The organism is Allobosea sp. GW823-FHT01F03, from assembly GCF_058798075.1.
In genome coordinates this window covers 3,596,755-3,616,916 of sequence record NZ_CM179505.1, presented here as the reverse complement: position 1 = coordinate 3,616,916, position 20,162 = coordinate 3,596,755, and the positions used below count along the sequence as shown (strand labels likewise).

General features: G+C 66.6%; 19 protein-coding genes. 12 read left to right on the top strand and 7 right to left on the bottom strand.

The features are described 5' to 3' along the window. Nucleotides 1-27: 27 nt before the first annotated feature. Nucleotides 28-2,790: a decarboxylase gene (locus AC3RCC_RS17370; RefSeq protein WP_492256045.1), complete on the bottom strand. Its 2,763-nt coding sequence runs from the start codon at nucleotides 2,788-2,790 to the stop codon at nucleotides 28-30. Between the two features lie 285 nt (nucleotides 2,791-3,075). Between AC3RCC_RS17370 and AC3RCC_RS17365 the strand changes: the two genes are divergently transcribed. The 4 genes from AC3RCC_RS17365 (at nucleotide 3,076) to AC3RCC_RS17350 (ending at nucleotide 7,897) form a co-directional block, all read left to right on the top strand. Beyond that, nucleotides 3,076-3,336, top strand: coding sequence for a hypothetical protein (locus tag AC3RCC_RS17365; protein WP_492256044.1), 261 nt, complete (start codon nucleotides 3,076-3,078; stop codon nucleotides 3,334-3,336). Nucleotides 3,337-3,405: 69 nt separating this feature from the next. Further along, entirely contained in the window at nucleotides 3,406-5,070 is a 1,665-nt protein-coding gene (locus AC3RCC_RS17360; RefSeq protein WP_492256043.1) for a DUF3300 domain-containing protein, read from the top strand. A 46-nt stretch (nucleotides 5,071-5,116) separates the two neighbouring features. Beyond that, on the top strand, nucleotides 5,117-6,049 hold the full coding sequence (locus AC3RCC_RS17355) for a DUF2950 domain-containing protein (protein ID WP_492256042.1): 933 nt from the start codon (nucleotides 5,117-5,119) through the stop codon (nucleotides 6,047-6,049). A 102-nt stretch (nucleotides 6,050-6,151) separates the two neighbouring features. Then, nucleotides 6,152-7,897 (top strand): SulP family inorganic anion transporter, encoded by a 1,746-nt coding sequence (locus AC3RCC_RS17350; protein WP_492256041.1) that lies wholly within the window; start codon nucleotides 6,152-6,154, stop codon nucleotides 7,895-7,897. Here the strand turns inward: AC3RCC_RS17350 and AC3RCC_RS17345 are convergent. From AC3RCC_RS17345 to AC3RCC_RS17330, 4 genes are all read right to left on the bottom strand, one after another. Next, entirely contained in the window at nucleotides 7,894-8,553 is a 660-nt protein-coding gene (locus AC3RCC_RS17345; RefSeq protein ID WP_492256040.1) for a hypothetical protein, read from the bottom strand. The genes AC3RCC_RS17350 and AC3RCC_RS17345 overlap by 4 nt on opposite strands. A gap of 35 nt (nucleotides 8,554-8,588) precedes the next feature. Then, nucleotides 8,589-9,212 carry a response regulator transcription factor gene (locus tag AC3RCC_RS17340; protein ID WP_492256039.1) on the bottom strand — a complete coding sequence of 208 codons (624 nt, stop codon included), beginning with the start codon at nucleotides 9,210-9,212 and terminating at the stop codon, nucleotides 8,589-8,591. 66 nt (nucleotides 9,213-9,278) lie between these two features. Continuing rightward, nucleotides 9,279-9,812, bottom strand: a complete 534-nt coding sequence (locus AC3RCC_RS17335) for a hypothetical protein (protein ID WP_492256038.1) — start codon at nucleotides 9,810-9,812, stop codon at nucleotides 9,279-9,281. A 67-nt stretch (nucleotides 9,813-9,879) separates the two neighbouring features. After that, on the bottom strand, nucleotides 9,880-11,754 hold the full coding sequence (locus tag AC3RCC_RS17330) for an adenylate cyclase (RefSeq protein WP_492256037.1): 1,875 nt from the start codon (nucleotides 11,752-11,754) through the stop codon (nucleotides 9,880-9,882). A gap of 138 nt (nucleotides 11,755-11,892) precedes the next feature. Here AC3RCC_RS17330 and AC3RCC_RS17325 point away from each other — a divergent pair, with 138 nt between their 5' ends. From AC3RCC_RS17325 to AC3RCC_RS17300, 6 genes are all read left to right on the top strand, one after another. Further along, nucleotides 11,893-12,162 carry a hypothetical protein gene (locus tag AC3RCC_RS17325; protein ID WP_291637821.1) on the top strand — a complete coding sequence of 90 codons (270 nt, stop codon included), beginning with the start codon at nucleotides 11,893-11,895 and terminating at the stop codon, nucleotides 12,160-12,162. Between the two features lie 34 nt (nucleotides 12,163-12,196). Continuing rightward, complete coding sequence (locus AC3RCC_RS17320; RefSeq protein ID WP_492256036.1) at nucleotides 12,197-12,778, top strand: hypothetical protein; 582 nt, start codon at nucleotides 12,197-12,199, stop codon at nucleotides 12,776-12,778. Nucleotides 12,779-12,844: 66 nt separating this feature from the next. Further along, a complete protein-coding gene (locus AC3RCC_RS17315) occupies nucleotides 12,845-13,330 on the top strand; it encodes a hypothetical protein (protein WP_492256035.1) in 486 nt (161 codons plus the stop codon). 40 nt (nucleotides 13,331-13,370) lie between these two features. Beyond that, nucleotides 13,371-14,129, top strand: a complete 759-nt coding sequence (gene ppk2 / locus AC3RCC_RS17310) for a polyphosphate kinase 2 (RefSeq protein WP_492256034.1) — start codon at nucleotides 13,371-13,373, stop codon at nucleotides 14,127-14,129. A gap of 125 nt (nucleotides 14,130-14,254) precedes the next feature. Beyond that, nucleotides 14,255-14,704, top strand: coding sequence for a hypothetical protein (locus AC3RCC_RS17305; RefSeq protein WP_492256033.1), 450 nt, complete (start codon nucleotides 14,255-14,257; stop codon nucleotides 14,702-14,704). Next, nucleotides 14,697-15,929 (top strand): HlyD family secretion protein, encoded by a 1,233-nt coding sequence (locus AC3RCC_RS17300; protein WP_492256032.1) that lies wholly within the window; start codon nucleotides 14,697-14,699, stop codon nucleotides 15,927-15,929. The genes AC3RCC_RS17305 and AC3RCC_RS17300 overlap by 8 nt, the downstream gene beginning before the upstream one ends. 196 nt (nucleotides 15,930-16,125) lie before the next feature. Here AC3RCC_RS17300 and AC3RCC_RS17295 read toward each other — a convergent pair whose 3' ends face one another. Then, a complete protein-coding gene (locus AC3RCC_RS17295) occupies nucleotides 16,126-16,494 on the bottom strand; it encodes a DUF6455 family protein (protein WP_492256031.1) in 369 nt (122 codons plus the stop codon). 193 nt (nucleotides 16,495-16,687) lie between these two features. On the opposite strand from AC3RCC_RS17295, the gene hemN reads away from it, so the two are divergent. Continuing rightward, nucleotides 16,688-18,031: an oxygen-independent coproporphyrinogen III oxidase gene (gene hemN, locus AC3RCC_RS17290; RefSeq protein ID WP_492256030.1), complete on the top strand. Its 1,344-nt coding sequence runs from the start codon at nucleotides 16,688-16,690 to the stop codon at nucleotides 18,029-18,031. 305 nt (nucleotides 18,032-18,336) lie between these two features. Here the strand turns inward: hemN and AC3RCC_RS17285 are convergent, their stop codons facing one another. Beyond that, nucleotides 18,337-18,984: a helix-turn-helix domain-containing protein gene (locus tag AC3RCC_RS17285; RefSeq protein WP_452116435.1), complete on the bottom strand. Its 648-nt coding sequence runs from the start codon at nucleotides 18,982-18,984 to the stop codon at nucleotides 18,337-18,339. Between the two features lie 262 nt (nucleotides 18,985-19,246). Here AC3RCC_RS17285 and dapA point away from each other — a divergent pair, with 262 nt between their 5' ends. After that, nucleotides 19,247-20,146 carry a 4-hydroxy-tetrahydrodipicolinate synthase gene (gene dapA / locus AC3RCC_RS17280; protein ID WP_291637803.1) on the top strand — a complete coding sequence of 300 codons (900 nt, stop codon included), beginning with the start codon at nucleotides 19,247-19,249 and terminating at the stop codon, nucleotides 20,144-20,146. Nucleotides 20,147-20,162: the final 16 nt, after the last annotated feature.

Genomic DNA, 20,162 nt, shown 5'->3' with positions numbered 1-20,162 from the left:
TCCTGTATCGAAGGTGGGCAGGGGCGGTCAGGTGGTGCGCGACTTCTTGCGCCCGGTTTCGTGGCTGGCGCTTTTCTTGCCCGATAGACTGTCGACCTTGAGCAGTTTCAGGCCTCTGGCCTTCTCGTAGCCATGGATCTCCTTCACATCGAGCTTGCGCATGAAGGTGATCGTCTCATGGGTCACGACCTGGCCCGGTACCAGGATCGGGAAGCCCGGCGGGTAGGGGATCACGAAGTTGGCCGAGACCATCTCCGGTCCGTCCTTGAGCCGACGGTCGCATTCCGGGCCGTCGACCGGGACGTATTCGCACTGCTCTTCGCGATAGGCGCCGAAGAAGGCCGAGCGGATATCGCCCTCGGGCGTGGTGTCGCCGGCATCCTGCCGGAAGGCCTCATGGAAATGGCTGAAGTTCGGCAGGTCCGGCACGTCCTTCATCAGGCTCTGCACCTTCGCGGTGAAGGCCTTGCGCTCGGACTCCCCGCCATGTTTGAGGCGCGTCTCGATGCCTTCGCTGATCTTCAGGAGGACGCTGATCAGCAGGGCGACGTCGCTGCGGGTGTTGTTGATGTTGGACTGGAGCAGCACGGAATTGCGCGAGGTCTTGTTGACCTGGATGTTGTATTGCGCCGCGAGCAGCCCCTTGAAGCTGGTGCCGTCGAAGCCGGCCGTGCCGCAGACCAGGGTCATGCGGGTCGGATCGAGGCAGAACTCGTCCTCGCGCATGCTGCGCAACTGGTCGTCCCAACGGGTTCCGGGCGCCAGGAAGTCGACGAAGCCGCTGCGGCGGTATTCGGCGGGTACCATGCCGTCGGCGCCGACGATGCTGAAATACTTCGCGATCACCGGATGCGAATTGACTTCGCGGCGAATGTCGAGCGCGACCTCTATCGCGTTCATCACCAGCCCGTAGCCCTCGAGCTCCATCTGCCGCCGCGCGACATCGAGGCTGGCTATCAGCTGCTGGTTGGGGCTGGTCGAGGCATGGGTGAAGACGGCCTCGTGGAACTGCGCCTCGACCCTGTGGAAATCGACGTCGCGCACCAGCACCATCGAGCCCTGGCGGATCGCCGACATTGATTTGTGGGTCGAATTGGTCTGGTAGACGCGCAGGCGGATGGCCCGGGGATCGGGGACCAGGCGGGTATCGAGCAGCTTCTCGAGCGAAGGGGTGGCGCCCAGCTCGGCGAGCTGGCGCTCATGCTCGGCGATGGCGTCGGGCGTCTGGGCCCAGGCCTCGATGTCGGCGGCCGCGCCCATGCCGGTGCGCGGACGCAGGAAGGGCGACCAGCGTGCGAAGCCGAACCAGGCCTCGTCCCAGAGGAAGATCAGGTCCGGCTTGATCGCCAGGCATTCCTCCATCACCCGGCGGGTGTTGTAGATGTGGCCGTCGAAGGTGCAGTTGGTCAGGTCGACCATCTTGACCCGGTCGAGCCGGCCTTCCGCCTTCAAATCGAGCAGCGCCTTCTTGATCGTGCGCAGCGGCACGGCCCCGTACATCGAGAATTCCACCATTGGGAAGGCCTCGACATAGAAGGGCTGGGCGCCGCTCAGCACGAGGCCGTAATGGTGCGATTTGTGGCAGTTGCGGTCGAGGATGACGATGTCGCCGGGCGCGACCAGGGCCTGCAGCACCATCTTGTTCGAGGTGCTGGTGCCGTTGGTGACGAAGAAGACGTGGTCGGCCCCGAAGGCGCGCGCCGCCATTTCCTGCGCCCGCTTGATGTTGCCGGTCGGCTCCAGCAGGCTGTCGAGGCCGCCGGTCGTGGCGCTGCTCTCGGCGAGGAAGAGGTTGATGCCGTAGAACTGGCCCATGTCGCGGATCCAGGGCGAGCGGAACACCGATTTGCCGCGCGCGATCGGCAGCGCGTGAAAGGTGGCGATCGGCCTTTGCGCATAGAGCTTGAGATTGTCGAAAAACGGTGTCTCGTAGCGCGCCTTGATCCCCTCCAGCACCGAGAGATGCAATTCGAGCGGTTCCTCGATCTGGTACATCACCCGGCGGATCATCGCGGCGCGCGGATCGCCGGCGAGCTTCTCGACGCGTCGGTCGGACAGCAGGTAGATGTCGAGCTCGGGGCGGATCGCCTTCAGCCCGGCGGCGAGGCGCAGCGACAGATCGGCTTCGTCCGCGGTCGCGAGCAGCGGTTGCTGGGCGGCGAGCACGCTTCGCAGCACCGGCGCATCGTGACGCGAGCGCAAGGCGAAGCCCTCATAGATCGCTACGGCGCCGATGTCGGGGTTCACCACGGCGGCGCAGACCGCATCCTCGAGGCTGCCCACCGGAATGGCCTCGTAGATGAATGCGTCCTCCGCCCGCCGCAGCCGGCGGAACTCGCTGGCGATATGGGACCAGCGTGAAGCGGGCGCCGGCGTCACGGCCAGGAGCTCGAAATAAGGCCGATAGCTCTGGGGTTCGCTGAGCGCCGGGGGCAGAAGATCGCCCGGCTCGGGCAGCGAGAGGTCTCCCGATTGCCACTCCCGTGCGTCGTGCTTGTAGTTGCCGGTGATGATCCCGACCGAGATGCGCTTCGCCAGCGCAAGGAACCCTGCCTTGTCGTCGCCGAGCAGCTTCTCGCGGAGCACGCTCATCAGTTCGATGCCCGGGAAGGCGTGGAACTCCTCTATCACGCCGACATCGGCGAGCGCCGTCTCGACCGCCGTCCGCTCGCCAGTGCCGCCGGCCCAGGCACGGGCGGTCGCGTGGAGCTCCCGCCACCGGTCGTGGCGTCCCGAGGGCGCCGAAAAGAAATGGTCGATAGAGTGCGATTCCTGGGTAGTGGAAGCCATCTCGATGCCCCATCTCTGTCGTGATTTGGGCCGGCCGTGATATCCGGAGCAGGGTTGGAAGGTGCCGCCGCACCGTCCGATACTCGATGCCGGCAAGCTCAACACAACCGGTGCGTTCGGCGTATTGTCCTTAGGGACAGGTTATTGCGCTGCCGAATTCGCTAGTATCGGGCTGCCGCCGGAGACCTGAAACGATCGAAGCCCGCTTGCGAGCACGGTGTTCCGCCCGGCTCGTCCGGCCGGTGCGCAGCGCGACGATGGTGCAATCGCTTCGGAGTTCACGCCATGATCAGCAGGATCGTTACCAGCGCAGCCTTTCTCCTCCTTGCCGGCGCGGTCTGGCTGACCGGTGACAGCCGGCCGGCCCAGGCCTGCAACAAGATCGCCGGATGCGTCATGGACGCGCGGGAGGAAAGCGATGCGATGATGCAGGACGGGCGCATGAATGAGGCGATGCGAGAGGCCCGCGACAATGTCGAGGCCTTCCGCGCGCTACGCGAGGCCGAGCAGGGCAGGCCGCCCCGGACGACAGTCAGGAAGTACTAGCGCGGCTGTCTGATCGGTCCCGACGCCGGGCGCCTGCCATCCCGTGGACGTGCCGCCAGGGAGAAGCTCATGGATATGCGGTTCGCCCTGGCCTGTTTCCTCGCTTGTGGCCTGGCCTCCCAGCCGTTCGCCCAGCAACCCGCCCAGGCGCCGCCGGCCCCGGTTGCGCCGCCCCCCGCCGCGACGCCGGCCGTCCACGCCGCGCAACTGCTGAGCAGCGCCCAGCTCGAGGCGCTCGTCGCGCCGATCGCGCTCTATCCCGACACATTGCTGGCGCAGGTGCTGATGGCCTCGACCTATCCGCTCGAGATCGTCCAGGCCGATCGCTGGCTCGCCGCCAACAAGAAGCTCGAAGGCGACAAGCTCAAGGCCGCCGCCGAGCAGCAGTCCTGGGATGCCAGCGTCAAGGCGCTGGTCGCGACGCCCTCCGTGCTCGAGATGATGAGCAAGAACCTCGACTGGACGCAGAAGCTTGGCGATGCGGTCCTGGCGCAGCAGCCGGACATCATGGACGGCATCCAGAGGATGCGGGCGCGCGCCTATGACGCCAAGAAGCTCTCATCCGGTTCCGAGCAGACGGTCACCGTCAAGCAGGAGAGCGGCAAGCAGGTCATCCAGATCGAGCCGACGCAGTCCGACACGCTCTACGTGCCCTATTACGATCCGGGCGTGGCCTATGGCTCCTGGCCCTATCCCGATTATCCGCCTTATTATTTCCCGGCGCCGGGCTATGTCGCCACCGGCCTGCTCGCGACCGGGCTCGCCTTCGGAACCGCCTATGCGCTCGGGCGCTGGAGCACTGGCGGCTACTGGGGCGGCAACGTCAACTGGGGCAACAACAATATCAATATCGACCGGAACCGCGTGACGCATTGGGAGCACAATCCCCAGCACCGTCACGGCGTCCAGTATCGCAACAACGCCGTCCAGCAGAAGTTTTCCGGCAATAATCTTCGGGCCGGTAGCGAAGGCCGGATGGATTTTCGCGGGCGCAGCGGCGACCAGGTTCTGCAACCGCGTGGCGAGCGCGGCGATCTCGGTGGCGCTGCGCGCCCGGAGCAGCGCGCGGGCGACCGCGCCAATGTCGCCAACCGGCCGGACCGCGGTCCGGGCGACCGGGCCGGCGCCGGCAACCGCGGCGATGGCCGGGGGCAGGGCGCGCGCGCCGCGACGCAGCCTCGACGTCCCCAGGCGGGCGCAGGGCGTGCCGGGCCGGGACGCGACAGCGCCTTCGGCAATGTCCAGCAGGGCCGAGCGGCGAATCTGCAGTCGCAGCGCGGGCAGGCGAGCCTGGCGCATGCCCGAGGCGGCGGCGGTCCGCGGGCCATGCATGCCGGCGGCCCCGGCATGGGGCGCGGCGCTGCCGTGAACCGCGGGGGTGGCATGAACCGGGGCGCCGCCATGAACAGGGGCGGCGGGGCGAGCCGCGGCGGCATGGGCGGTGGCCGCGGTGGCGGCCGTCGATCCGACATTCGGCTCAAGCACGACGTCGTGCTGCTCGGACACCTCGACAACGGCCTCGGGCTCTACAGTTTCGCCTATGGCGGCTCGGAAAAGCGCCATGTCGGCGTGATCGCCCAGGAGGTCCTGCGCGTCGCGCCCTGGGCGGTGAGCCGTGGTGCCGACGGCTATCTGCGGGTCGATTATCGTCTGCTCGGCGTCCCGTTCCGGAGCCTCGCCCAGTGGCAAGCCTCCGCCAGCCCCTCTTTCGTCAGCGTCGGCGGCGTGGATTGACCAGGGATACGCGGCGCCGGTTCGTTCAACCTCCGGGATCGGTTCAATGACAAGGCCATGGCCAGCGCCCCATCGGCTCGTTCTCCTGCTCATGGCGGGGGCGACCCTCGCTCTCTCGCCGGCAGCGACCGCCTGGGCCCAGCAGCCCTTCAAGACGGCGGACGCGGCCGCCGCCGCCCTGGTCGAGGCGGTACGCGGCGGCGACAGCGCGCGCTTGCGCAGCATTCTCGGGCCACGGGCCGGCTCGATCCTCTCCTCCGGCGATCGGGTCGCCGATGCGGCCGATCGGGAGCGCTTCGTCGTTGCCTATGACAACCGCCATGCGCTGAGAGAAAAGGACGGCACCGCCACTTTGCTGGTCGGGCAGGACGAGTTTCCCTTCCCGATCCCGATCGTGCGTGCCGGCGAGCGCTGGACATTCGATTCCGAGGCCGGGGGCCGGGAAATCACCGCCCGCCGGATCGGGCGCAACGAACTCGCCGCCATGCAGGCGATCCTGGCCTTCTTCGACGCACAGCAGGACTACGCCGCCAAGGATCGAATGGGGCAGGGGGCGGGCGTCTACGCCCGGCGGATCGTCAGCCGGCCGGGCACCCGCGATGGGTTGTACTGGCCGAGCACTGCCGGCGAGGAGCTGAGCCCGCTGGGCGAGCTCGCGGCCGAGGCAGCCGCCGAGGGCTACCGGGCCGGCGAGGAACGCCGGCCCTATCACGGCTATTACTTCAAGGTGCTGACCCGGCAGGGGGCGGCGGCACCCGGCGGCCAGATCGACTATGTCGCAGGCGGGCGGATGATCGGCGGCTTCGCCATCTTGGCCTATCCGGCGGAGTATGGCAGGTCCGGAGTGATGAGCTTCATGCTCAACCACGCCGGCACGGTCTATCAGAAGGACCTCGGCCCCCGGACCGGGCGGATCGCCGCCCGGATGGGTCGTTTCAACCCCGACGAAGGCTGGGAGAAGGTCTCGCCCGGCCAGTAGCAGAAGTGGTGGCCTTCGGATGCTTCGAGCCCGCATTTCCCGCCTTTCGGCTCGATACGCCCCTCCGGAAGAGCTTTCCGGACGATGCGCGGAACCGTGCCGATGAGAGTCCGCGATCTGTTTCCTGCGAGCCTGGTGGGTTACCGGCTGGAGTATTTGCGCTTCGACGTCACGGCGGGGCTCGCCGTCGCGGCCGTCGCCATCCCCAGCGCCATCGCCTATCCCGCGATCGCGGGCCTGCCGGCCGAGGTCGGGCTCTATGCCAGCATCCTGCCCCTGGTCGGCTACGCGCTGTTCGGGCCATCCCGCAAGCTGATGGTCGGCCCGGACGCCGCGACGATGACGGTGCTGGCCGCGGCACTGGCGACCATGCCGCTCGACAATCCGGCCGATCGTGTCGCCGCCGCCGCGGCTCTGGCCTTGCTGGTCGGCCTGCTCTGCATCCTGGCGGGCAGGCTCAGCCTCGGTGTCGTCGCGTCCTTCCTCTCACGCCCGATCCTGATCGGCTTCATCAGCGGCATCTCGATCTCGATCCTGATCGGGCAGATCGGCCGGCTGACCGGCGTCCGCATCGAGAGCGACGGGCTCGTCCAGCCGCTGCTCGAGATCGCCCGCAAAGTCGGTCAGATCCACTGGCCCTCGCTCGGCTTCGGCGCCGCGATGTTCGGGCTGCTCGTCCTGCTGGCGCGGCTGCGCTCGCCGATCCCCGGACCTCTGGTCGTCGTCGCGCTCGCTGCCGTCGCCTCGGCGCTGTTCGATCTCGAGGGACACGGCATGAAGGTGATCGGCAGCCTGCCAAGCACGATGCCCTCGCTGAAGCTTCCGGACGTCTCGCATTTGCCGATGAGAGAGCTGCTCCAGGGAGCCGCCGCGGTCTGGCTCGTCAGCGTCAGCTCCGGCCTCGTTGCAGCACGCAGCTTCGCCGCACGCGACAAGTTCGACGTCGATGCCGACCGGGAGCTGACGGGGCTCGGCTTCGGCAATATTTTCTCGGGCCTTTTCAGCGGCTTTCCGATCACCGTCTCGGACTCGCGCACGGCGATCAATATTTCCGCGGGCGGGCGCTCGCAGATCGCCGGGCTCGTCGCGGCCTTGGCACTGACGGCGCTGCTGCTTTATCTCAACGACACGTTGCGCCTGCTGCCCAATCCGGCGCTGGGCGCGATCCTCGCTTTCGCCGCGCTCAGCCTGATCGATCTCGGCGGTTTCCGCGAGATCTGGCGCGTCAGCCGAACCGAGTTCGCCTTCGCCCTGATCAGCATGTGGGGCGCGATCAGCCTCGGCGTGCTCAGCGGTGTCGTCATCGCGATCGCCGGCACCTTGCTGCATGTTCTGCTCAAGGAAATGCGCCCGCGCGTCGCGCTACTCGGACGGATCGCCGGCAGGCCGGGCTTCTACAAGCTCCATCGCAGCGAGCGGGCGGCGCCGGTGCCGGGCATGGTGATCTTTCTGGTGCAGGGCAGCATCCTGTTCTTCAACACCGATTTCCTGCGCGGCCGCTTCGAGAACGCGGCGCAGTCGGTGCCGCCGGGCACCAAATGGTTCCTCGTCGATGCCAGCGCCGTCGCGCAGATCGATACGACCGGGGTGGCCATGCTGCAGAAGCTGCGGACGGATCTGTCGGGGCTCGGCCTGACATTGGTTCTCGCCGAACTCCACCGGGAGCCCTGGGAGATCCTGCATCGGGCGGGCTTTTTCGAAGGGCCGGAGGCGACGACGATCTTCGACGATGTCGAGGATGCGGTCAGTGCGCTCGCCGACCGCGAGCCCGGCTCTGCCGGACAGCCGACGCCGGCCAGGATCGGTAGCCAGGGACCGGCGGATGACGGGCTCTCCGGATCAGTCTAGGCGACGTCCTTACGGCGGTATTCACGGACCAGGATGTCGCCGCTTACGACCAGCACCCAGAGCGGGAAGACCAGGAAGGCGCCGTCGACGACATGGCTGCCGAGCAAGAGGACGGCGGCCGCGGCATAGCCGCAGAGGGCGGTCCAGCGTGCGGTGATCTCGGTGCGCAGCAGGATGGTCGAGGCGGTCAGCAGGAATACGCCGGCGACCTTGAGCGCGTAGACGCTGACGAGGAAATAGGAAAAGGACCGCGCCAGGATGAAGGTCGCCGAGCCGGCGAGTTCGCGCGGCAGCGCCGCATGTGCGGTGAGGATCGCGCCGATGGCCGCTGCCGCCGTGAACAGCATGCCGACGAAGAGCAGGCCGCTGCCGAGGAAGACCGTCGCGAACAGCGGATGTTCCTGCGCGCCCAGCCTGTCGCGCAGCACGCCCATGAACCAGAGAAAGGCGATGCCGGCAAAAGGGATCAGGTGGAGCGCAAGCTCGACCTTCCAGGCCTGAGCGCCGAGCCAGTCGCCGGGGTCGCGCGGATGCAGCCGCAGCGTCTGCAGCACCAAGAGGATCGCCGAAAGCAAGAGGATGGAGAACAGGATGCCGGCGACCGCCGCGGCGCGTGGCGCCTTCAACCCGGCAGGCATGTGGTGGGCGGGCGACACGATGCTCGACCCCCTCTGATGGTGAAGAGGCCGGGCTAGGGATCGTCGGTGCGCAACAGGCTGAGGCGCTCGGCGCAGGATACGAGCTCGACGAGCGAGCGGACCTGCAGCTTCTCCATCACCTTGTGGCGATGCGCCTTCACCGTCCGCTCGGTCGTCCCGAGGGCGAAGGCGACCTGCTTGTTCAGCCTGCCGCGGATGACGAGGTCGAAGACCTCGCGTTCGCGCCGGGTGAGCAGACCCAGTCGCTGCCGCGCGGCGCGGCTCCAGCCTTCCTGCTCGCTGGCGAGGCGATGGCGCGCGATGGCGCGGTCGATCGCGACGATCAGTTCCTCCGATGCCACCGGCTTGGTGAAGAAATCCTCGGCGCCGGCCTTGATCGCCTTGACGCCGGTGCGGACGTCGCTTTCTCCCGCGAGGCAGATCACCGGAAGACATGAACCGGCCTTGCTCAGCCTGTCGAACAGATCGGGTACGACGGTGTCCGGTAGCTGTACGTCGAGGACGATGCAGCCCGTGCTCGCGTCGTCCGCGATCTGGCCGAGAATCTCGTCGGCGCTGCCATAGGCCTTGGTCCGGTAGCCGCAGGCCCGCAGCAGGTCGTCTATCCCCGCCTGCGATGATGAGTCACCGTCCACGATGTGCACGAGAGCTGACATGGCTTCCTCCGATCTCCTGGTCGGCGGACCGCCGTTCCGCCGGTCACTTTCGGAATGCGCCCGGCCTCAGGGCGGCTTCAGCGCGTCCAGGCCGCAGCGTTGGTATTTGGTCCCGCCTCCGCCCTCGGCGCTGAAATAGCGCGTCAGCATTCCGCCTTCGGCCGGCGCGACGATGGCATGGGCTGCACCGACCGAGATGCTCGTCGTGCAGCTCAGATTCAGGATCTGGCGCTCCCCTTTCGGGCTGACGCTGACGATCCGGCAGGAGGCGAGCGGCGTCGACAGTCGCCGGCCGGCGACGATGAAGGCCGGGGCGAAGACGCTCGCCGGCCGCCGGAAGACGATCGCGCCTCCCTTCAGGGCGAAAGCGCTCGCGCAGGCCTCGCCCTGTTCGATCCATGCGCCCTGGAACGCACCGGTCGACATCTGCGCGCGAACTTCTGCGGCCGTGCCCCCGTTCAGGGCTATGGCGAGCAGCGCGGCGAGCGGCGCCTGACGATGGATCGTTGCGAGCATCGGACCTCCGGCGGTAGAGAGACGGTAGTCGGGCGCGGGCGCTGGATAACCCGAGCGCCGAGGCGAACCCGGCTTCTGCCGCATCGCCGCTGGCCGCTGCACGCCACTTCGTAAAGCAGTGCAGGCCGCAAATGCCGCTACGGGAAGTAGGTTACGGTTGGCTACGTTGAGCCAAGCCCTGGCTCGACTCCGCGGCGGGCGCTGCGCTGGAGGACCGTTCATCCCAGGCGGAGAGCTGCGTTCGTACCGGAAAACCGGCTTGAATCGCGCCCCGGATCAGGATGGAGCGATCTCTCGCGTTGAAGTTGCGCCGGTCGAGCTCGCTGTCGAAATCGGCGAAAAAGCCAGGCCGCTGCTTCAGGAACTCGGCGCGGGCCTGAGACGCCTCGAGAGACATGCCGTGACGGGCGAAGATCAGTGCCGCGACGAAGTGATAGATCGGGAATTGCTGCAGGTTGGCCCGCTTGATCAGGCCGACAGCGCGCGCATTCTCGCCCTGCATATAGGCTGCGAGGGCAAGATGCCCGGTATAATAGTTCGGCTGGCCGGGATTCTTGGCCATCGCCTCCTCGATCATGCCTGCGCCGCGCGCCCAGTTCCCGGATTGGGCGACCCAGGCGCCGAATTCGCCGAGCAGTTCGGTGTCGTTGGGGTTGAGCGCGCGCGCTTGCAGCCCGATGCGCAGCGCCTCGTTGGGCTCTCCGCTGAAGAAGAGCACCGTCATCAGTGCCTGCAGGGCGCGGACATTCTCCGGAGCGAGCCGGACCGCGCGCTCGGCGCTGGCGCGCGCCCGCGCCATAGGGGGCGGCGAGCCTGGGCTGCGGTTCAGCTTGTACCTTTCCTCGTCGAGATAGAGATAGGCGAGCATCGCCCAGCTGGTCGCATGCTCGGGATAGCGCGTCGTGACCTGCTCGAGGCATTCGCGCGCCTGCGCGTGTTCGATCGGGGCGAGCACGGTGCGGTAATGGTAGAAGCGGTAGGAGCATTCCTGCGGAAGCAGGTCCGGGCTGCGCTTGTCCGGCCGGGGGCGGGGCGGATTGGCGAAGATCACCCCGTAGGGCTGGGCGATGGTGGTTGCGACCGTCGCGGCGATGGTCGTTTCGATATCGACGATCGTCTTTTCGCGCGGGTCGGCATCATAGATTCCTGCCCACAGGATGGCCGCACTCTCGCCGTCCCGCACGCGCGCCGATACCCGCAGCTTGCCGTCGGAAAGGCGGATGCCACCCTCCAGCAGATAGCGGCTGCCGGTGAGGCGCGGAGCCTTGCCCGCCATGTCGCCCGGCGACGCATCTCCCGAAGCCTCGCGCACCAGCACGGTCAGCTCCTTGAAGCGGACGAGCTGTGCCAGCAGTTCATCGGTGAGGCCGGCGGCGTAGTAGTTCACTTCCGGTTGGCCGGAGAGGTTGGCGAAGGGCTTGAGCGTCAGGGACGGACCCGGCGGAGTGGGCAGGGCTGCAGCGGTGCCTGCGGATTGCGGCCAGTCCACAGCCCAGACGAGGGCAACGGCGGCGAGCATGCCCAGCGCGAGCAGCGAGCCGGCGAGCCGGTACCGCCCGCGCCATGCCGGGGCGGCGGCGCTGCCATGCCGGCTTAGGAACGCAGGCTGCGAGCCAGGCGGCCCGTCATCCTCATGCTCCGGCTGCCAGTGGAAGCGGGGAACATAGGCCCCCTTGGGGATTTCGATCAGGACCGGAGCCGAGTTTCCGGCCAGCAGGTAATAGCGCTCCAGCGCACGCCGCAGGCGGCCGGCTTCGATGCGCACCACGGGATCGTTCTGGATGTCGAAATTGGCGTCCCGACCGAAGACCTCGACGGCCACCGTATAGGCCTTGATCCGGTCCGCCCGTCCGGCGAGCGTCTCGTTGACCACATAGATCAGGAACTGGCGCACTCGCGCCGGGACATTGAATTCGGTGCTGGCGAGGATTCGGTCGAGCTGCGCGCGGATTTCCTGCTCCGGCGGGTTCGGCCCCGGCGGCGCGGCGGTGTCGTCATCGCAATTCCAGGGCCGTTGCTGCTCCACGGAATAGGCTCCCCCGAGCCGGAAATCCGATCAGAAAAGGCAAGGCAAGGCGGCAGTCTCTGCGTAACCTCCCGTTATTTACTCCCAACCCGTCTCTGCGGCCACATAATTGTGGCCTTTCGCGGGGGGCTCGATCCTATGGATACGGGCGTTCTGGCTGCCATCCGGCGTCTGCCGAAACACAAGACTGTGATCGAGGAGCTGGTGCGCGGCAGCGAGAGCTTCCGCAATATCTGTGGAGACCTCGCCGAGGCGGAGACGGCGCTGCGTCGCTGGGAAGCTTCGGAGATGCCCGGGGCCGCCGCGCGGTGCGATGAGTACAGGCATCTGATCGATGGGCTCGAAGCGGAGCTCAGGCAGGCAATTCACGAACGCCAGGCGCGGCGGTTCCGCAGGTCTGGTGAATAGAGCAGGGCGTTGACCTTCTGGGTGGAGAGTTCCGATGTCGAAGCATGCAAGCTGGATTCTCGCATTCTCTCTGGCGCTCGGCGCCGCGGGCTGCGCGACCTATCCCACGGTGACCAGTGAAACCGTGGTTGTTGCCGGCGTCGGGGCGGTCGAGGTCGAGCGGCTCGATGTCGAGGTCGTCACCGTCAACCCGGCGACCCGGATCGTCGCCATTCGTCAGGGCGACTATGCCTGGCGGTTGATGGTGCCCGAGATCTTCGGCGATCTGAATGCCCTGCGTCCGGGCGACCGGCTGCAGATCCGGCGCGTCGAAGGGGCGCTGCTTGGCGCCCGGCGCGCGAAGAGGGGCGCGCGGCCGGAGATCGTCTACATGGAAGAGGTCAGCCAGCCGCGCTTCCAGAATCTGCCCGACCGGTTCGTCGAGCGTTCGCTCACCCTGACCGCGAAGTTCGAGCGTTATGATCCCGCGACCGGCATCGTCAGCTATGTCGGCCCGGCGGGACCGCGGACACACAAAGTGGTCGATCCCGATATCGCGAACGATCTGAAGCGGCTTCGGCGCGGCGACATGGTCGACCTCATCTTCGCCGAGGCCATTCACGTCCAGAAGATCTGAAGCCGCCATGCACTGCCGCGGGCGGCACCCCCGCGGCGGTCGCAGTCAGCGAAGGAAGAACCTGCGATGTCGACCACCAGCCCCATTCAGGCCAGCAAGCTCGCCGATGAGAGCTTCATGTCCGCCGATGATCTCCGGTCCTATATGGCGGAGCTCGAAATGGCCAAGGCCTCGAAGCTGCTGGGTGCCATGGACAGGGCCGAGGAGGCCCGCAAGAAACTCGTCGCGACCTTGCAGGAAGAGATCGCCGTCACGCCGGAGAAGATTGCCGAGATCAAGCACAGCCTGGCGAACAAGACCCGCGCCGCCGCCGAACGCGGCGAGAAGGAGGTCCTCGTCATGCGCTTCCCGAGCGCGCTTTGCAGCGATCGCGGCCGGGCGATCAACAATGCCGAGGCCGACTGGCCGACCACGCTCACGGGCCGGCCGCGCCAAGCCTATGAATTCTGGCAGGAGCATCTGCGCCCGGCCAAGTACAAGCTGCGCGCCATGATCATCGACTGGCCGGGTGGCATGCCGGGCGATGTCGCATTCTTCCTGAGCTGGTCCTAGCGGCCGGAGCACGACGATGAAGGCAGATTCGAACAAGCCCATGAAACGCGAGCAGTATGAGCGCGAACTGCGCGAGCTGCATGGCGAGCTGGTCAAGCTCCAGGAATGGGCGAAACATGCCGGCGGCAAGGTCTGCATCGTCTTCGAAGGGCGCGACGGCGCCGGTAAGGGCGGCGTCATCAAGGCGATCACCGAGCGGGTCAGCCCGCGTGTCTTCCGTGTCGTCGCCCTGCCGCCGCCGACCGAGCGCGAGCGCTCGCAGATGTATGTCCAGCGCTACCTGCCGCATCTGCCCGCTGCCGGCGAGATCGTGATCTTCGACCGCAGCTGGTACAACCGGGCCGGCGTCGAGCGGGTCATGGGGTTCTGCACGGAAGAGCAGGCCAAGAGCTTCCTCCAGGTCGTGCCGGGCGTCGAGAAGGCCATCGTCGATTCCGGCGCCATCCTGCTGAAATACTGGCTCGAGGTCGGCCAGGAGGAGCAGACGCGCCGCATGGAGGAGCGCATCAACGACCCCAGGAAGATCTGGAAGCTCTCTCCGATGGATCTGAAGTCCTATTCGCGTTGGTACGAATATTCACGGGCGAGAGATGAAATGTTCCGCGCGAGCGATACGGCCTGGGCGCCATGGTATGCGGTTCATTCGGACGACAAGCGCAAGGCGAGACTGGCGATCATCTCGCACATACTCAGCTCGGTTCCCTATGAAACGATGCCGCGTGAGAAGATCAAGTTACCCAAGCGGCAGAAGGCGCATGGCTATGAGGAGGCCGAGTTTGCGCGCAACTGGATAGGTTAGGTGTTCCCGCATCTTCCGAAAGGATGGTCGCACCCGATTTCTCTAAACTGTTGATGTAGCAAGTGTGATCCGATTATTTTGTGCGGCAGGCTGGTTGCGGCGTGCTCTTGAACCGGAGTGTTCCGATGGCCGCTGGCCTTCATCCCTTGGCACCGCATTCTCTGCCGGGCTTCATCACCGCGCCGGAGGAGACCGACACGCTGCTGGTCGTCACCGGCATCATCCTCCTTTTGTCGGTTCTCGCCGTCGGCCTCTTCTTCCTGCGTCTTCACACGCTGCCCGAGCGGATGGCGCACAAATCCCAGAAGCTGCAGTTCGAGATCGTCGCCGTGCTCGGCCTGCTCGCCCTGTTCACCCATGTCCATCTGTTCTGGGTGGCGGGGCTGCTCTTGGCCCTGATCGACATTCCCGATTTCTCGGGCCAGTTCGGCCGAATGGCCCATGCGCTCGAGCGCATCGCCGGGGTGAAGCCACCGATGTCCGAGATGGGGGGCGATGACGCGTCGCCGCCCGGCGACGTCGACACCGCAGCCGAGAGCGATGCCGTGGTCCGGAAGGAGCCGGGTCATGCTTGAGCTCATGGTCTGCTCGCTTCTCACCATCGTCCCGGACTATCTCTACAGGCGCTTCGCGCAGGGTAAGCGCCTCGGCAAGGAGATCACCTTCTACTCGGTCTGGTTCGAGCTGCGTTGGGGCATCGTCTCCTGCTTCATCCTGACGGTCGCCCTGATCACGGTGATCTTCTACAATCACCCCTCGACGACCAGCGCTTCGGTGATGTTCCGGACCGTCCCGATCGTGCCCGAGATCAATGGCCGCGTCGCGCAGATCTATCTCGGCGTCAGCGGCAATGTCGCCAAGGGCGACCCGATCTTCCGGCTCGACAGCAGCCGGCAGGAAGCGGCGGTCGAAACCGCAAGGAACAAGGTCGCCGAGGTCGAGGCCGCGATCATCGTCGCCAGGGCGGATCTCCTCACCGATGAGAGTAAGATCCTCGAGGCGCGCAGTGCCCACAAGCAGGCACTCGACGAGCTCGAGACCAAGCAGGAACTGCGTCGGCGCAATGACGACATCGTCGCGCGGCGCGAGATCGAGCGGCTGGAAAACCTGGTCGCCGGGCGGGAGGCCGCTGTGGCAGCGGTCGTCGCTTCGAAGGCGAGCGCGGAAACGCGGATCGCGACCCTTTTGCCGGCCGAAAGGGCGAGTGCCGAGGCCGCTCTGGTCCAGGCGCGGGCCGATCTCGACCGAACTCTGGTGCGCGCCGGGGTCACCGGGCGCGTCGAGCAGTTCACCCTGCGCGTCGGCGATGTCGTCAATCCTCTGCTGCGGCCTGCCGGCGTGCTGATCCCGGCCGAGGCGGGACGAACGACCTTGCAGGCGGGCTTCTCGCAGATCGAGGCGCAGGTCATGAAGGTCGGCATGGTCGCGGAAGCGACCTGCCTCTCCAAGCCCTGGGTGATCATCCCGATGGTCGTCACCCATGTGCAGGATTTCATTGCGGCGGGGCAAATCCGCAGCGGCGAGGTCCTGGTCGACGTCCAGCAGGTTTCCAAGCCGGGAACGCTTCTGGCTTTCCTGGAGCCGCTCTATGCCGACGGGCTCGACGGCGTCACTCCGGGCAGCACCTGCATCGCCAATGCCTATTCGAGTAATCACGAACTGATCGCCTCGGGAAAACTCTCCACCGGGCGCAAGATCATGCTCCACGGCGTCGATGCGGTCGGTCTGGTGCATGCGCTGCTGCTGCGCATCCAGGCGCTGGTCCTGCCGATCCGGACGCTGGTTTTCAGCGGCCATTGAGGTGGCAAGGCTTCGCTCCGCTGCGGCGCCTTGGCCCGTGATCGAGCGGCTATCACGAGCGGCTATCAATGGACCGCCGACCGTGCGTGGCGTCTATAGCATCGGACCGAAGAGTGGAAACCGCTTTTCGGAAAACTTCGATGCGATAACAACAAGATAGATCACCGTGACCGCGTCCGAACGGACGCGCGGCGATCTAGCGGCGCAGCGCCTCGATGGTCTCGGCGTTCGGGCAATAGGCCCGGTAGCTGAGCTCCGCTTCCTCGCGGTCGAGTTCGCGGCGGCAGCGGCGCGCGCTGTCACAGCCGGCGCAGATACGCGCCATGTCGCGCATGACCGCCGGCTGCTGCCGGCTTACCCGATCGCCATCGAGCCCGATGCTGGCGAGAAGCCGCGGCAGCAAGGCGCCATCGGCCGGGCTGCGCGAAACGAGATTGTAGAGATCGGCCTGCTGCAGGGCGACGTCGCCGGCGAGCTCGCGCAAGCCGTCGCTGCCGAGCCCATCGAGTTCGCGCAAGCTGGAATGGCGCTGCCGCCAGCGCTGGGCGAGTTCGGAAAGATGCATGGTTTCCTCCTCTTGGAGCCCAGCATCCACCAGCTGACGGTGCGGAACATTGTTCTGGCTCAAATCCGGATGCGATCGCCCGGCCGGTATCCGCGCCGGCTCCGGGAGCTTCATTGCATTTGCACTCGATCAAAGAAGGGCGCCGCGGCGCGGGGTAAGAGCGATCAAACAGACGAGGTTCCGGAGCTTTTCGATGCAGGGCGCGCACTATGCGGATGAGCGGCTTCCGCGCTACACGAGCTATCCGACCGCGCCGCATTTCAGCGCCGGGATCGACGCCGCAACCTATGCCGGCTGGCTGAAGGCACTGCCGGCGGGAACGACGACCTCGCTCTATCTGCACGTCCCCTTCTGCCGCTCGATGTGCTGGTATTGCGGCTGCCACACCACGGTCGCGCTCCGCGACGGCCCGATCGTCGACTATCTCGCCGTGCTTCGCAGCGAGATCGCTCTGGTCGCGGCGCAGCGTTCCGCTCCGCTCGACGTGCGCCATATCCATTTCGGCGGCGGCACCCCGACGATCATCGAGCCGGAGGAGTTCGTCGGGCTCGTCGCGCTGCTGCGGCAGCATTTTGCCGTTCACCCGCAGGCGGAGATCGCCGTCGAGATCGATCCGCGCCGGCTCGGGCCCGGCATGACCGCGGCACTCGCCGCGGCGGGCGTCAATCGCGCCAGCCTCGGGGTGCAGAGCTTCGATCCGGCGGTGCAGAAGGCGATCAACCGCATCCAGAGCGTCGAGCAGACCGCGAATGTCGTCTCGGGCCTGCGTCGTGCCGGCATCGAGGAGGTCAGTTTCGACCTGATCTACGGGCTGCCGAAGCAGACGCTCCAGTCCTGCCGCGACACAGTGGAACAGTGCCTCGCCATGCGGCCGGACCGGTTCTCGATCTTCGGCTACGCCCATGTCCCGGAGTTCAAGAAGCATCAGCGCCGGATCGCCGTCGAGGATCTGCCCGACGGACGGGCGCGGCACGAGCAGGCCGAGGCGATGGCGCAGCAGCTCGTCGCCGCCGGCTATGTCCGAATAGGGCTCGACCATTTCGCCCGGCCGACGGATGCGATGGCGCAGGCTCTGGCGCAGGGGCGGCTGCATCGCAATTTCCAGGGCTACACCACGGATCGCTGCGAGGCGCTGATCGGCTTCGGCGCTTCGGCGATCGGGCGCCTGCCGCAGGGCTTCATTCAGAACGAGGTGGTGATAGGGCGCTATGCCGAGCGCGTCGCCGATGGCGCGCTGCCGACGGGCAAGGGCTATCGGCTGACCGCGGAAGATCGGTTGCGCGCCGCGCTGATCGAGCGGGTGATGTGCGATCTCGCCGTCGACATCGATGCGGTCTGCGACCAGCATCCCGTCGACCGCGGGGTCCTGGCTACGTCGCTCGCCAAGCTCGAGGACCTGTCGCGGGACGGGCTGATCCGTTTCGACGGCAGCCGGGTGCTTCTGCCCGAGGATGCGCGCCTGTTCGTCCGCAAGGTCGCCGCGGCCTTCGACGCGCATCTCGACCAGTCGCCGCGCCAATTCAGCCGGGCGGTCTGAGCAGCAAGCGCCGGAGCCTGTGGGTCTGCGCCGCTCGTCCGGGACGAGCGGCGTTGGCGACAGCCGGAATCCAGGTTGCAGGAATTCGCTTCAGGTCTTTGAGATAAAACAGAGTTTCAGAAGCGATTTTGCCTCGGTCAGGCCGCCTCTGCGGGCAGGTGGCACACTTGCCCAGCCGCACAACCCATCATCAGGGGCCGGAAGCCTGCGATGGCTTCCGGCATTCCGCTGTGCTTCGGCCGGCATGATGGCGCAGGCTGAACCTCGGATGCTCTCGACAATCCGCCAGCGGCGGAGTGCCCGGCTCAGAGGTCGACCAGCACCCAGAGCACGACGGCGTCGGTCGGCCCCGAGGAGGTCCAGGTGTGCTCGGTGCTCGCGTCGTAATAGACCGAGTCGCCCTTGTTGAGTTCGAGCGGCTCGTAGAGCGCGCTGTGCACGATCAGCGTCCCTTCCAGGACCATCACGAAGATCTCGGCCTCCGACTTGGCCCAGGCCGGATAATCGTCCGGCGAGCGTGCCGTCACCGTCGTCAGGATCGGCGTGGCGCGCTTGTTCTTGAGGTCGGCGCACAGCAGCATGTTGTTGCAGGTCACCGTCGCATGGCGGCTTCCGGCGCCGGCCCGCGTCACGCTGCGCCGGCCCCGGAAGGCGCCAGGATCGTTGTCCTGATCGTTGAGCAGGGAGACCAGTTCGATGCCGAGCCCTTGGGCGATGCGCTGCATCGTCGAGATGGTCGGCGAAAGCTCGTTGCGCTCGATCTTAGAGAAGGCCGAAGCCGAGACGCCGGTCAGCCGGCTCGCATCCTGCAGGGTCAGCTGCCGACGCTTGCGCACCTTCAGCAGGCGCGCGCCAATGTCGAGATGGCCCCGCGCATCTTCGGAATCGTGATCGGCGGGGCGGCTTGCGCCGCGGGCCGTGTCGTCCCGGTCGAGCGACGAGATTTCCGGCATCCTGATCTCCTTGGCGCGGCCGCGAGGCGCAACGCCTCTCGCCCGGACTGTCATAGCGAGCAGCATAGGGCATGGAAAGCGCTTGATCCATAATGCTCCACAAAATGTCGTATAGTGGATTTTTCTATCTTAGTGTTGACATTGGTCGAATGGTGGACGAGCGTTGGCTTGGCTGACGAGCCGGCAAACCGAAGCGGGATGCTCCGTCTGCGGGCACGCTCCGGCTTGAATCCGGTTGGCGGCTAGACAAGGGAAACGCTTGATGACGCTTACGAAAGACCAGTTGAACGGCCTCTATACGGCCATCGTCACCCCGCTTGCCGAGGATGGGTCTGTCGACGTCAAGGCCCTGAAGAAGCTGGTGCGCTTCCAGCTCGATGCTGGCGCAGCCGGCATCGTGCCGATCGGCGGCACCGGCGAATATCCCGCCTTCTCGCGCGACGAGCGCCGTACCATCGTCGCGACCTGCGTCGAGGCTGCCGAGGGCAAGCCGGTGATCCCGGGCGTGCTTTCGACCGGCTTCGAGGATGCGCTGGAAGCCGGCCGCGACTTCGCGGCGGTGGGCGCGGCCGCGGTGATGACGGTCACCCCCTATTATGCGCCCGGCACCCAGGACGGCATGCGCGCCTATTTCCGGCGCTACCGGGATTCGCTCGACCTGCCGGTCATGCTCTACCAGATCCCGCGCCGCACCACCGTCTCCGCCTTCGCCGACACGGTTCAGGCGATGGCGGAGGACGGCTCGATCATCGGCATGAAGTACTCGTCCTATGACATGCCGGACTATATCCGCACGGTGAAATACGCCGGCGACAAGATCGCGATTCTCAGCGGCGAGGAGCCCCTGTTCGCGACCCATGTCGCGCTCGGCGCCCGCGGCGGCGTGCTGGCCTCGGCGACGATCTATCCGAAGATCTGGATCGAGATCTTCGAGCTCGCCAAGCAGGGCAAGCTGAATGAGGCGCTGAAGCTCCAGGACAAGATCGATCCGGTCATCGATTCGATCTATGTCGAGACCAATCCCGGCCCGTTGAAGCGCTACATGGCGCTGGCCGGCATGCCGGTCGGCGGTGTCCGCCTGCCGCTTCAGGGGCCGAGCGCCGAGACGATCGCCAAGCTCGAGACCGCCGCCAAACAGGCGAAATCGGTCAGCCTCGCCTGAACGAAGGGAACCGCAT